Source organism: Bradyrhizobium sp. SZCCHNRI20481 (genome assembly GCF_032485055.1).
Lineage (GTDB): Bacteria > Pseudomonadota > Alphaproteobacteria > Rhizobiales > Xanthobacteraceae > Bradyrhizobium.
Window position 1 is genome coordinate 73,805 of the sequence record NZ_JAUEUE010000001.1, and the last position, 11,433, is coordinate 85,237.

Consider the following 11,433-nt stretch of genomic DNA (forward strand, 5'->3'; position numbering starts at 1 on the left):
TCGAATCAAAGATAACATTCCCTCGTGCCGCGCATAGATAAAAATCGGTTTCAGTGAGGCATATGAACAGAGATGCCGACAAAAATGCATCAATTTCCGTTCAATTACGGACGAACGATCCGAGTACTTCGCCGATGTCGTGGTGGATAACAAGGTCTGCAACGTCGTCCTGATCGGTCGGTTCCCGGTTGATGATCACGAGTTGCGCGCCAGCCCGCTTTGCCATCAATGGAAAGCCCGCGGCCGGCCACACAACCAGCGATGAGCCGATCGCGACGAACAGATCGCAGTGCTGCGCGAGTTCGGTGGCACGCTGTATTTCATGCTCGGGCATCGACTGACCAAAGGATACCGTCGCCGTCTTCACCGGCTCCGCGCATTCGGGACAATCCGGCGCGGCACCGTCGGCCTCGAAGCGCTCGCGCACCCAGTTGAGCTCATAGCGCTGCCCGCATCCGATGCATCGCGCGTAGGTGGTGTTGCCGTGCAGTTCGATGACGTGATCCGGGGCGAAACCGGAGTCCTGGTGCAGGTTGTCGATGTTCTGAGTGATGACGGCCGGAATTTTCCCCGCACGGTAGAGCGACGAAAGCGCCAGATGGCCGCGGCCGGGCCGCGCCGCGGCAAACGTCTCCTGCATCGCGAAGCGCCGCCGCCAAGCCTCGTCCCGCGCCTCCTGGCTGGCGAGGAATTCGTCGAAATGGATCGGCCGGTTGCGCGTCCATAGACCGCCGGGAGAACGGAAATCCGGAATGCCCGTCTCGGTCGATAGTCCAGCGCCGGTGAAGGGCACGATCACACGCGCCGCAGCGATCATGTCTCCCAGGCGATTCACACCGTCGTGCAGATCGGATGCAATCATCAGCGGCTGCCCTGAACCATGAGACCTCGCATCATCATTGTCCTCCCTTCATAGCACGGCAAGCTGGCTCCCGCCTCCAAGCGTGTCCGGCCCGGCTGCGTCGTCGTGCCACTCCGTATCCACCGGAACCGGCCGTGAACGACGCGGCCACAAGCAAAACGAGTCGGATTGTTCCGTGTCTACCTGAAGACGTTGGCGCTGCTCGCCTCCCGCGGTCTGTCCCCGGCAAAACGCGCGGGCCGCCTGCAGCCGGGCCGTGCGTCCGCAATCACGCCTCAATCGGACATCCACATCGCGCCAGCGTTTCGCCAGGAAGTTTGTCACGCGTCTCACGGCGAGGCTCGCCGGATAGCAACCGGAGCAGAGAGGATCCGTGAGGCAGAACGAGACGCAGGACGACCGCCGCGCGAAGGAGCGCGCCGACATCACCGCAAGGATTGCACGGTTCAAGTCGACCCAGGAGAAGTTCGCGCGCGAACGCGAGGAATATGCCCGCTCGGCGTGGAAGAAGGCGCAGCGCGGCGAGGCCGCGGAATAGCAGGGATGAAACGAGAGCCCGGAGGCTTTCGCCATCCGGGCTCTCCTTCTCACGACTGACGTCTACCAGTGATGACGCCAGTGGTGGTAGCGATGATAGTACGGTCCGCCGTAATAGGCATACGGGCCGGGCGCGTAGACGTAACGCGGGCCGTAGTCATAGTAGTCGTAGCCCGGACCATAGTAATAGGGATGCGACGCCGCGATCGCGCCGGCGGTCAGCGCGCCCGCCGCGAGGCCGAATGCGAGACCCGGACCAAGACCGCGCGCCTGTGCCGGCGCGGGTGCCGCCAATGCGGTGACGGCGACGGCACCCGCGGTCGCCAGAACTGCCAATGCCTTTCTCATGATCGTTGTCCTCCAATTCCGATGCGTCCAAACAACGCAGATGCGGGGGAATTGGTTGCAGGCTGGTCGCCCCCGCGCGCGGCGGGAACGGTAACGCTAGTCATGCGTTCACCCCTCTAGGGGGAGTCCGCGATGGCATCCTGGCTGGAACTTCTATTCAACATCATCGGCTATGGCGGCTTCGTCGTGCTTGCGTTCCTTCATCCCGGGACCGAGGCGGCCGGTACGGACGACGGAGCGGATCTGGACCGCGACTGACGCCGAGCCGCGTGGCGATCACGCCGGAGGCTCATCCACAATCGATCCAACGCCTGTCCACAGCTCCCAGCCTGTGTCTTTTGGCTCCCGGATCAACGGCTTGCTGCGCAACATCCACCAGCTTGTCCCCAGCGCGCGCGACGACGCTGCCCGCTCGGGCGGAGGCCGCACGGGCCGGTCAAACTTCCCGGAAAAGCCCTTGAACCTTCCTGCGGCACGCCGAGACAGATCAGTACTGGGGATTTCAGGGCCCAGTGCTCGAGGGTGGCGCCACGCGACGAAGATATTCCGTCGCGCTGGCGCTGCTGTCGTTTTCCGCTCTCCCCGCGCGAGACTTCGCGATCCGCGAACGCGACACTCAGGCCCGCTGCAGCCTACACATTCCGCAACGAAAGAGGCCCCCTTCTCAGGGGGCCTCTGACGTGATCACGACCGTGACTGACGGTCAGATCAGGCAACCGCGTCCTTGGCGGCCTTGACCGGGCGCGCGCGCACGATCTTGCGGGCCGGCTTGGCCTTGAACATCATCTCTTCGCCGGTGAAGGGGTTGGTGCCCTTGCGCGCCTTCACGGCGGGTTTCTTGACGACGACGAACTTGGCGAAGCCCGGCACCAGGAACACGCCGTTCTTCTTCAGCTCCTTGTGGCCGACGTCGGTGAGCGTCTCCATGACGTTCTTGACGTCGCGCTTGGACAGCTCGGTCGAGGTCGCAATCTTCTCGATCAGCTGCGACTTGGAAAGTTGGGTAGCCATCGTATCTCCTTGTGATTGGTACCGGTGAATGACGTGACGACTGCGCGGCTATCAGCGCATTGCTGCGCAGACTGGTCGGGGCATTCTGGCTGCATTGCACAGCCGGGACTTCAGTCGTCTGGTGGCGTATCACCCCGCGATTTTTCGGGATTCTCCTGCATTTCAAGGGGCCCCGAAGCACCCACAGCGGCGCCAAAATTCCAACGGAGCGCGCAGAAGTCAAGCTGCGATGGCGATCGAACGGAGCATGCGATTCATTTTCCCCTATATTTCCAGGCATTTTCGATGGTCCTGCGTGATTTTGGCCTCACATTGCAGGCGAAACACGCTGAAATCCCTGCATGCGGTCGCATCGCGCCCGTTCATCCCTGCCGCGAATCACTGCCAAAACAGCGATTCGCTGGCATACGGAGAGGCTCTCGCAACACCGCGCGGCCCCGTCGAATGCGTCGCCGCGCGCACTGCACATCCGCGCGAGCCGGCATCGCCGCAGCATCAGGCTCGATACACGGGCGAACGAATTGCTGCTATGGATCGGCGTCCGCAGGCGGCCGTTGAGCATCCGCTTCGAGTTCAGGGAGAGAAGAAACGATGCGTTATCTCCACACCATGCTGCGCGTGCGCAATCTCGACGCCGCGCTCAAATTCTATTCCGATGCGCTCGGCCTCAAGGAGGTGCGCCGGATCGACAACGACAAGGGTCGCTTCACACTGGCGTTTCTCTGCGCACCCGAAGATGAACACCTGCTGAAGACCCTGCCGCCGACGCGCGGCGCCCCGCTGGTCGAGCTCACCTACAATTGGGACGAGGAGAGCTATGGCGAGGACCGCTTCTTCGGCCATCTCGCCTATGAGGTCGACGACATCTACGCCACCTGCGACCGGCTGATGAAGCTCGGCATTACCATCAACCGGCCGCCGCGCGACGGCAACATGGCCTTCATCCGCTCGCCCGATCTGCACTCGATCGAGCTGTTGCAGAAGGGCGAGCCGAAGGCGCCGGCCGAGCCCTGGCTGTCGATGCCGAACACCGGACATTGGTGAGCCGTTCGCACTCGTCCACCTGCCGGAACATCGAGGCCATCCTCGCGTTGTCGCTCCGATTGATGGAGAGGATTCGAGGAGGCCGAGATGGGTCGAGGAATTCTACTGTGGTTGTTGGGCGTGCCGATTCCGGTGATCATTCTGCTGTGGCTGTTCTTCGGCCACTGATCGCCGCGAACGACGCGTTCGACGGAAAAGCCCCGCTTCGAGCGGGGCTTTTTGCGTAACATGCGCTAGCAATGCCGCTCGCCCAGACAGGAGCCGGACGTGTCCGCCGACGACAGACTGACGATCTGGGGCCGCCCCAATTCGGTGAACGTGCAGAAGGTGCTGTGGTGTCTCGCCGAGCTCGATGTCGCTTATGACCGTATCGACGCGGGCATGCAGTTCGGCCGCAACAACGAAGCGGACTATCTCGCGATGAATCCGAACGGCCGCATCCCGACGCTGGTCGAGGGCGATTTCGTGCTGTGGGAGAGCAACGCGATCATGCGCTATCTCTGCCTCGCTTATGGCGATGGCACGCCGCTTTATCCAACGACGCCGCGGCACCGCGCCGCGGTGGAGCGCTGGCTGGACTGGACGCTGTCGACGGTGCAGCCGATCGAGCGTCCGCTGTTCTGGGGATTGGTGCGAACGCCGGCGGAGCAGCGCGACATGGCCGCCTTGCAGAAGGCGGCCGACGACGCCGCGGCGATGTGGCGCATCCTCGACACGCATCTGGCCACGCGCAGCCATGTCGAGGCCGAGCGCTTCACGCTCGCCGACATCGCGCTCGGCGCCTATGCGCGGCGCTGGTTCGGAGTTGAAGGTGTCGTCAAGCCGGAGCTGCCGAGTCTCGCGCGCTGGTACGGGCAGATCGCGCGGCGCCCGGCCTTCATCCGCCACATCGCGCCGCCGCTGTCGTGAGCACCTCAGCGACCGGCCGAGGTGCCCATCTCGACGCGCAAGGCCCCGCCGACTTTCACGCAGGTATCGGTTCCCTCGACGCGTACGAAGTTGGCACCGTAGGACGCGCAGGGATTGTTGGTGGCGGCGCCTGAACGGGGTGCAGCCTTGTTGGGTCCAGCCGCCTTCGGCGCGGGAAGCGGTGGCGCAAGAAGCGATGATCCCGGCGAGCCGGCGGCTGCCACGGTCACGGCGGCCAGCGCCGCGATGGCGCCCAGGATGAGAGATCGACACATGCCGCTTGTTAGCGCGTCTGCCGCAGGGAAGCGATAGCGACGCCTACTTGCCGATGAACTTGACGCCGACCGAGGCGCCGCGGCGCCACACCACCTGGCACTGGCGGCCCGTTCTTGCGTCGCGCGCGAAGGCGAGCCGGATGGTCGCCGGCAGCGCCGCCGCGTCCTGCAGGGTCAGCTTGGCGCCGGCGCTGGAAATGTCCTGAACCAGGCAATGGCGCACGGCGAACCCGCCATCCAGCGTGATCCACGCCGGCTGCTTCATCGATTTGCGGGCTTCCCGCTTCTTGGGCGCGGCCATCATCCTGCTCCTGCTTCGCCCGCTGCAGTACGGCAAGGACCCTAATGGACGGTTGACCGGACCACGTACTCGCCTGCGGTGCATGAGCGCAGACCTCACGCCGACCGCATCTCGACGCGGACCGTGGATTTCGAGATCGGGGGATGGGTAAGGAAAGCCGGCGCGGAGTGGCGCTCCCTAGCGGAATCGAACCGCTCTCTCCACCGTGAAAGGGTGGCGTCCTAACCGATAGACGAAGGGAGCAATACGCACGATGCCAGAGGGCACGAGGTCCCGGTGCCATCGCCGCTTGCACGTTTCGGTAAAACCTTCAGCAAATCAGCCGCTTGAGGCGATGATCTGCGAGGTCGGCTGAACCACCGACAGTGATTCCGTGCCGCGCGCCGAACGTATAGAGGCGTTTCGCCGCCCGGGCAAGCCACCCCTTGGCGGTCTTTCCGCGCCTCCTCCGGCCATGCTCAACGCGCCGCAAACAGCGGGGAGATGCCGTCCGTGTCGATGTAGACCACGCCCTCCTCGACCTTGACCGGATATTGCGCCAGCGCGCTCTCCGGCGGGTGGAGCGGCGTACCGGTGAAAGCATCCCACGTCCAATTGTGCACGGGGCAACTGAGGACGCGGCCGTCGAAGCCGGCCTCCTCCATCGGCGCCGCCGTGTGCGGGCAGACGCCCTGGAACGCCTTGAGCTCGCCATCGTCGGGCCAGGCAAGGATGATGAGCTGGGCGTCGGCGATGACGAGGCGCATGCCGCCTTCGTCGATGGTGTCGGCCTTGCAGACGCGGGTGAACATTCGCTGGCCTCATGCTCCATTGCGACCATCGCAATCGAAGGACCACGAGCAAAACTCGTTCCGCGGACCGCGCTGTACCCCGCGAGCCCGACAAGACCGTGGCACCCTTCTTGCTGCCTGCCCTGCAGATCTGGTCGAACGAGCCGACGTGTCGCAAAGGCGACAGACCGCTCGGCGGCGAGTTGCGGCGGAGTGCGACATGACCGACATGACCGAGCTGAGAACACGCAAGGAGCCGCTCAATCTCGCCATCGTGCATGTCGATCCCGACGCCTTCATCGCCAACCTCATGGGCTGGCTCGAGATCACCGCCTTCATCAAGGCGCAGCGCGCCGGCGAGGCCACGGTGCCTGCAGACGGCAAGACACCCGCATTATCGGCGGCGCAATTGCAGAACGGCGGCGTCCACGAGGTCGGCAACGACGCGCTGTTCGCCTTCGCGATGACGGCGTCGCTGAAGGGCGACAAGGCCGCGGTCGACAAGGTCGAGACCGCCTTGCTCGATGGCATGGGCAAGGATTTTCCCGGCTCGTTCGCGCTGTGGCACTTTCGCGCCACGATCGATGCACCGACCACGCTCGACGATTTCGTCGGCCAGGCCGGCAAGAAGATGCTGACGGGCGATCTGCCGCCGCCGCCACTGCGCGCCAAGGAATATTGGAGCGCCGGACTGCGCTTCTTCGAGAAGGCGCGCAAGTCGAACTTCGTCCACGAGATCATGTATCCGCTGGCGAAATGGACGCGGGCGCGCTGGACCGAGACGGCGGAGAAAGGCGTCGCCTTTCTGCATCACATCGAGGACAACGTCCCGGTGCTGCGCGAGGTGCTGGAGGAGCCGCGAAACGACCAGGCGTTCATCGCCAATGTCCTGCTGAGGCTCGCGCCCGCGGTCGATATGGAATTGAATGAGGAATATCAGGGGTTCCTGCGCTCGCTGGCGCGGCGCAACTGACGCAAGGGTGCGGTGTCAATTCCAGCTGACCCGCCCACGCAAAAAGGCCGGCGGGCGTTACGCCGCCGGCCTCTTGTCGCGACTGCCGGCTCCGGCCGTCCGGTTCCGTCGCATTCCTGGGGAATATGCGAACAGGGTCGCGCGATCTGGTTAATGACAGGTTAACGCACGTATACCGGAATAACCACGATCCTGAGCTCTACAACCATGATCCTGGGTTTGCGTTCCGGCCATGAAGCAGCGCGAGGACCATCGAGCGGCGAGATCGGACAAGACCGTCAGCTCAGTTGCAAGGTGCGCTTCGTCTCACGGCGCAGCGCCTGCTCCTGGCAGCCCGACAGCCGGACGAGCTCCTGGGGATACATGTCGTAGCCGTGGCTGCCAAAGGCACTCTGCTGCGCCATCGGGACCTGCGCAGGCGTCCGGGCCGCATTTGCCCCTCCCCCTGCATTCGACGAACCTCGGACCGGATCGAGCCCAGTGTTCAAAGCGGCCATAGCCAGCTCCGCGAAAGAGTGCCTGCCCCGACTGGAACTATAGTCCACCAGCCACGGGGCGCAATTGGGCAAAACGCCATCAGCCGGCGGTGGCGCGCGCCTGCTCCGCCTCCTGTTCCCAGCGCAGGATGGTCCGCTCGAGATTGTGGAACTTCTCGGCGACGTCGCCGTCGAACAGCGGGTCCTTGCGGTCGGACATGCGGGCATCGATGTCGGCCCAGTCCTCCGCGCTCAGGGTGCGCAGCGCCGCGGGGAACAGCAGGGTCTCCTCCTTGCGCAGATGCTCGCGCTGGCTGTCGATGAACTGATGCACGGCGGCATGAAAGCTTTCGCGCAGTATCTCCTGGTCCGACAGCACCGCGTTCACGGCTTCGGCAAAGCCGCGCAGCCGCTGCGCCTCGGTCTCGTGCTCGTCGTCGACGTCGCCATAGGCTGCGGCCGCGGCAGGGTCGCGCTCGCGCAGCTTGTCGAAGATCATCTCCTCCTTGGGATGATGACAGCGCTGCGGATAGTCCTCGAAATAGGCGATGATGCTTTGCAGGATGTCGTAGTCCGGCCGCCGATTGTGATCGAACAGCTCCAATTCGTGCTCGAGCACCGACAGAAGCTTCTCGAGATTCTCGTGCTCCTGCAGCAGCGCTTCGATGATCCTAGCCATGGCCGCCCTCGCCTGTGCGCCGGCCGGGCCCTGCCGAACCGGCATTTTCCCTGAACGCAAAAGACTACGCCCGCGCGAGCGCGGGCGGCATTGCGGCAGATCAAACTGACTGGCCGATGTGACAGGTCAGCGGGACGGGCTCACTCCGCGGCCAGCGCCTGCGGCGCCCGCGCAAGGCCGAGCCGGTCCCAGACGTCGACCAGCGCCTCGGCCAGGGCGTCGATCAGGCCGTCATCATGGTAGGGCGATGGCGTGATCCGCAGCCGCTCCAGGCCGCGCGGCACGGTCGGATAGTTGATCGGCTGGATGTAGATGCCGTGCTCGGACAAGAGCAGGTCGGACGCCGTCTTGCACTTCTCGGGATCGCCGACATGCACCGGCACGATGTGCGTGTCGGACGGCATGACCGGCAGCCCGGAGGCGTTCAGCACGGCCTTGAGTCGGGCCGCCCGATCCTGGTGCCGGTCACGCTCCCACTGCGAGGTCTTGAGGTGGCGGATCGCGGCGGTCGCGGCGGCGCAGACCGGCGGCGGCAAGGCGGTGGTGAAGATGAAGCCCGGCGCATAGGAGCGGACGGCGTCGATCAGATTGGCATTGGCGGCGATGTAGCCACCGAGGCAGCCATAGGCCTTGGCGAGCGTGCCTTCGAGGATGTCGATGCGGGCCATCGCGCCGTCGCGCTCGGCGATGCCGCCGCCGCGCGGGCCGTACATGCCGACCGCATGGACCTCGTCGACGTAAGTGAGCGCGCCATAACGCTCGGCGAGATCGCAGATCCGGTGCAGGGGCGCGACATCCCCATCCATCGAATACAGGCTCTCGCAGACGATCAGCTTGGGACGGTCGGGATCGGCCGCCCGCAGCAGCTCCTCGAGATGGGCGAGGTCGTTATGCCGCCAGACCTGCTTCTCGCTGCCGGCCTTGCGGACGCCCTCGATCATCGAATTGTGGTTGAGCGCGTCCGACAGCAGCAGGCAGTTCGGCAGCAGTTTTGCGATGGTCGAGATGCCGGTCTCGTTGGAGACGTAGCCCGAGGTGAACACCAGCGCCGCTTCCTTGCCGTGGAGATCGGCAAGCTCGCGCTCGAGCTCGATCAGCGGATGGTTGGTGCCGGCGATGTTGCGGGTGCCGCCGGCGCCGGTGCCCATGCGCGCGGCGACATCGACCATGGCGCCGATCACCTTCGGATGCTGGCCCATGCCGAGATAGTCATTGGAGCACCAGATCACGACGTCCTTCGGCCCCTCCGGCGAATGCCAGATTGCGCGGGGGAAACGGCCGGCGAGGCGCTCCAGATCGGCGAAGACGCGATAGCGCCGTTCCTGGTGCAACTGGTCGAGGGCACGCTCGAAATAGCTGTCGTAGTTCATCGCCTGATCCGTCCTTCCCCTGCCCGCGTCCCGAACCTGCGTTCCGGCGCGCCCTTGGAGGCCTGTTCGGGGTCGGACCAAAGCGCAATCCGGCGCGTCCTTCGTTGATCCAGATCAGGGATCGCGCACGATGCCGGGCCTCCGGATGCCGCGCGCCGCGGTCCGCGACGCCCCCCGGGAGGCGTTCAGGCGCGCAGCGGGTTCTCCGCATCGGCAACCTCGAGCCGCAGCGGCGCACCGGTGTCGAGGAAGGCAGACAGAGCTGCCTCGTACGGCGCGGGGTCGAGACCGCGCGCGGAGAGCCATTGCGGCTCGTAATAGGTTTGGCGATAGCGCTCCCCGGAATCGCAGATCAGCGTGACCAGTGAGCCGCTCTGTCCATCCTGCCGCATCTCGGCCGCCAGCCGGCACAGTGCCAGGAAATTGGTCCCGGTCGAGCCGCCGACCGGCCGGCGCAGCCGCCGCGTCAGCACGTTCATCGCCGCGACCGAGGCGGCATCCGGCACCTTCATCATGCGATCCACGACCCCCGGCACGAAGGATGGCTCGCAGCGCGGACGGCCGACGCCCTCGATCAGCGACGGCCGTTCGCACGTCCGGGCGCTGTCGCCGTTGCAGAAGGCGTCAAAGAACGCGGAATGCTCGACATCGGCGACGCACAGCCGCGTCGGGTGGCGGCGGTAGCGCAGATAGCGGCCGATCGTCGCCGACGTGCCGCCGGTGCCCGCGCCCATCACGATCCATTCCGGCAGCGGGCAGCGCTCGCCCTGCAGCTGGTTGAAGATCGACTCGGCGATGTTGTTGTTGCCGCGCCAATCGGTGGCACGTTCGGCGAACGTGAACTGGTCCATGTAATGGCCGCCGAGCCGGCTCGCGAGCGCAGCCGCCTCGGCATAGAGAAACCGGCCGTCATCGATGAGATGGCAGTTGCCGCCGTAATGCGTGATCGCGGCGATCTTCTCCGCCGAGGTCGTGCGCGGCATTACCGCGTAGAACGGCACGCCGATCATCTGCGCGAAATAGGCTTCCGATACCGCTGTCGACCCGGAGGAGGCCTCGACCACGGGCGTGCCTTCGCGGATGTGGCCGTTGCACAACGCATAGAGAAACAGCGATCGGGCCAGCCGATGCTTGAGGCTCCCGGTCGGATGGGTCGACTCGTCCTTCAGGTAGATGTCGATGCCCGCGAGCGCGGGCACGATCAGCCGGATCAAGTGCGTGTCGGCGGTCCGGCACTGGTCGGCCTCGATGGCCGCCACGGCGTCGTCGACCCAGCCACGGCGATAGCGTGGACCACGGGCTCTGTCGGAAGCTGACCAAGGCGGCGAATTCATCGCGGCAACCGACCATGATCCCTTCGCCACATCAAGCCCGCCCGGCCGCCCATGCCGAGCAAGCTGGGGGCAAATAGCGGTTCGGCGCCAGTCGCCGAGCCTTGGCGCCGCAACGGAGCGAACGGCTTCGCATTTGCATCAGCGGGAAACGCTCGCATCGCTTGCAACTCATGGAATGCACGCGTGAATTTCGGAAGAATCTTTTGAATGACGGCGGGAATGGTCAAATATTTGCACGCTTTTGCGACCAAGCTGGGCATCATTGAACGGCACGACCGAGTCGAGCCTGCATCACGGGCGAGCCACGCCTGCTCCGAGGGGCACCATGAGAGTTCTTTCGATTGTTCTGGTTGCGTGCGCGATCAGTCAGGCCGCTTTCGCTGAAGGTCTGGAATGCCGGCGTGTGGCCGACCCGACGCCACGCTTGAGCTGCGTGGAAACGCCGACGACCGCCCAGGCGCCAACCACCTCCCGCAGCGACGCCTGGACCCCGGTCGAGCCGCGCCAGGAGGCCCCGGTGCGCGGCGGCGATGCGACGGCGCCG

At 65.1% G+C, this 11,433-nt stretch carries 15 protein-coding genes and 1 tRNA gene; 5 read left to right on the plus strand and 11 right to left on the minus strand.

Features of this window, described 5'->3' with window-relative positions; genetic code table 11:
- Positions 1-100: 100 nt before the first annotated feature.
- On the minus strand, positions 101-862 hold the full coding sequence (locus QX132_RS00425; RefSeq protein WP_316159827.1) for an SIR2 family NAD-dependent protein deacylase: 762 nt from the start codon (positions 860-862) through the stop codon (positions 101-103).
- Between the two features lie 373 nt (positions 863-1,235).
- Between QX132_RS00425 and QX132_RS00430 the strand changes: the two genes are divergently transcribed.
- Positions 1,236-1,400: a hypothetical protein gene (locus QX132_RS00430; protein ID WP_315737860.1), complete on the plus strand. Its 165-nt coding sequence runs from the start codon at positions 1,236-1,238 to the stop codon at positions 1,398-1,400.
- Positions 1,401-1,462: 62 nt separating this feature from the next.
- Here the strand turns inward: QX132_RS00430 and QX132_RS00435 are convergent, their stop codons facing one another.
- Positions 1,463-1,747, minus strand: coding sequence for a hypothetical protein (locus QX132_RS00435; protein ID WP_315737859.1), 285 nt, complete (start codon positions 1,745-1,747; stop codon positions 1,463-1,465).
- Positions 1,748-1,879: 132 nt separating this feature from the next.
- Between QX132_RS00435 and QX132_RS00440 the strand changes: the two genes are divergently transcribed.
- Positions 1,880-2,005 carry a hypothetical protein gene (locus QX132_RS00440; RefSeq protein WP_315811080.1) on the plus strand — a complete coding sequence of 42 codons (126 nt, stop codon included), beginning with the start codon at positions 1,880-1,882 and terminating at the stop codon, positions 2,003-2,005.
- A gap of 450 nt (positions 2,006-2,455) precedes the next feature.
- Here the strand turns inward: QX132_RS00440 and QX132_RS00445 are convergent, their stop codons facing one another.
- Complete coding sequence (locus QX132_RS00445; RefSeq protein ID WP_172109121.1) at positions 2,456-2,758, minus strand: HU family DNA-binding protein; 303 nt, start codon at positions 2,756-2,758, stop codon at positions 2,456-2,458.
- Between the two features lie 591 nt (positions 2,759-3,349).
- Here QX132_RS00445 and QX132_RS00450 point away from each other — a divergent pair.
- Positions 3,350-3,802, plus strand: a complete 453-nt coding sequence (locus QX132_RS00450) for a VOC family protein (protein ID WP_316159828.1) — start codon at positions 3,350-3,352, stop codon at positions 3,800-3,802.
- 267 nt (positions 3,803-4,069) lie between these two features.
- A complete protein-coding gene (locus QX132_RS00455; RefSeq protein WP_316159829.1) occupies positions 4,070-4,711 on the plus strand; it encodes a glutathione S-transferase family protein in 642 nt (213 codons plus the stop codon).
- A 5-nt stretch (positions 4,712-4,716) separates the two neighbouring features.
- Here QX132_RS00455 and QX132_RS00460 read toward each other — a convergent pair whose 3' ends face one another.
- The 4 genes from QX132_RS00460 to QX132_RS00475 form a co-directional block, all read right to left on the minus strand.
- On the minus strand, positions 4,717-4,986 hold the full coding sequence (locus QX132_RS00460; protein ID WP_316159830.1) for a porin: 270 nt from the start codon (positions 4,984-4,986) through the stop codon (positions 4,717-4,719).
- A 43-nt stretch (positions 4,987-5,029) separates the two neighbouring features.
- Complete coding sequence (locus tag QX132_RS00465; RefSeq protein WP_315712079.1) at positions 5,030-5,287, minus strand: PilZ domain-containing protein; 258 nt, start codon at positions 5,285-5,287, stop codon at positions 5,030-5,032.
- Between the two features lie 168 nt (positions 5,288-5,455).
- Positions 5,456-5,530, minus strand: a tRNA-Glu gene (locus QX132_RS00470).
- A gap of 215 nt (positions 5,531-5,745) precedes the next feature.
- The gene (locus tag QX132_RS00475) at positions 5,746-6,078 is read right to left on the minus strand and encodes a Rieske 2Fe-2S domain-containing protein (protein WP_315772165.1); all 333 of its coding nucleotides are present in this window, start codon (positions 6,076-6,078) and stop codon (positions 5,746-5,748) included.
- A gap of 199 nt (positions 6,079-6,277) precedes the next feature.
- On the opposite strand from QX132_RS00475, the gene QX132_RS00480 reads away from it, so the two are divergent.
- Entirely contained in the window at positions 6,278-7,030 is a 753-nt protein-coding gene (locus QX132_RS00480; RefSeq protein ID WP_315737853.1) for a hypothetical protein, read from the plus strand.
- Between the two features lie 278 nt (positions 7,031-7,308).
- On the opposite strand, the gene QX132_RS00485 is transcribed toward QX132_RS00480, so the two are convergent.
- The 4 genes from QX132_RS00485 to QX132_RS00500 form a co-directional block, all read right to left on the minus strand.
- On the minus strand, positions 7,309-7,434 hold the full coding sequence (locus QX132_RS00485; RefSeq protein WP_315737852.1) for a hypothetical protein: 126 nt from the start codon (positions 7,432-7,434) through the stop codon (positions 7,309-7,311).
- A 172-nt stretch (positions 7,435-7,606) separates the two neighbouring features.
- Positions 7,607-8,185, minus strand: coding sequence for a hemerythrin domain-containing protein (locus QX132_RS00490; RefSeq protein WP_316159831.1), 579 nt, complete (start codon positions 8,183-8,185; stop codon positions 7,607-7,609).
- A gap of 140 nt (positions 8,186-8,325) precedes the next feature.
- A complete protein-coding gene (hemA, locus tag QX132_RS00495) occupies positions 8,326-9,555 on the minus strand; it encodes a 5-aminolevulinate synthase (RefSeq protein WP_315772169.1) in 1,230 nt (409 codons plus the stop codon).
- Between the two features lie 185 nt (positions 9,556-9,740).
- Positions 9,741-10,889: a PLP-dependent cysteine synthase family protein gene (locus tag QX132_RS00500; RefSeq protein WP_315755545.1), complete on the minus strand. Its 1,149-nt coding sequence runs from the start codon at positions 10,887-10,889 to the stop codon at positions 9,741-9,743.
- Between the last annotated feature and the right edge of the window lie 544 nt (positions 10,890-11,433).

What these genes read in the sequence shown, in the direction of transcription:
- QX132_RS00425 (WP_316159827.1), bottom strand. Translation starts at nt 862, where the DNA reads ATGATTGCATCCGATCTGCACGACGGTGTGAATCGCCTGGGAGACATG.
- QX132_RS00435 (WP_315737859.1), bottom strand. Translation starts at nt 1,747, where the DNA reads ATGAGAAAGGCATTGGCAGTTCTGGCGACCGCGGGTGCCGTCGCCGTC.
- QX132_RS00440 (WP_315811080.1), top strand. Translation starts at nt 1,880, where the DNA reads ATGGCATCCTGGCTGGAACTTCTATTCAACATCATCGGCTATGGCGGC.
- QX132_RS00445 (WP_172109121.1), bottom strand. Translation starts at nt 2,758, where the DNA reads ATGGCTACCCAACTTTCCAAGTCGCAGCTGATCGAGAAGATTGCGACC.
- QX132_RS00450 (WP_316159828.1), top strand. Translation starts at nt 3,350, where the DNA reads ATGCGTTATCTCCACACCATGCTGCGCGTGCGCAATCTCGACGCCGCG.
- QX132_RS00460 (WP_316159830.1), bottom strand. Translation starts at nt 4,986, where the DNA reads ATGTGTCGATCTCTCATCCTGGGCGCCATCGCGGCGCTGGCCGCCGTG.
- QX132_RS00465 (WP_315712079.1), bottom strand. Translation starts at nt 5,287, where the DNA reads ATGGCCGCGCCCAAGAAGCGGGAAGCCCGCAAATCGATGAAGCAGCCG.
- QX132_RS00475 (WP_315772165.1), bottom strand. Translation starts at nt 6,078, where the DNA reads ATGTTCACCCGCGTCTGCAAGGCCGACACCATCGACGAAGGCGGCATG.
- QX132_RS00480 (WP_315737853.1), top strand. Translation starts at nt 6,278, where the DNA reads ATGACCGACATGACCGAGCTGAGAACACGCAAGGAGCCGCTCAATCTC.
- QX132_RS00485 (WP_315737852.1), bottom strand. Translation starts at nt 7,434, where the DNA reads ATGGCGCAGCAGAGTGCCTTTGGCAGCCACGGCTACGACATGTATCCC.
- QX132_RS00490 (WP_316159831.1), bottom strand. Translation starts at nt 8,185, where the DNA reads ATGGCTAGGATCATCGAAGCGCTGCTGCAGGAGCACGAGAATCTCGAG.
- hemA (WP_315772169.1), bottom strand. Translation starts at nt 9,555, where the DNA reads ATGAACTACGACAGCTATTTCGAGCGTGCCCTCGACCAGTTGCACCAG.
- QX132_RS00500 (WP_315755545.1), bottom strand. Translation starts at nt 10,889, where the DNA reads ATGAATTCGCCGCCTTGGTCAGCTTCCGACAGAGCCCGTGGTCCACGC.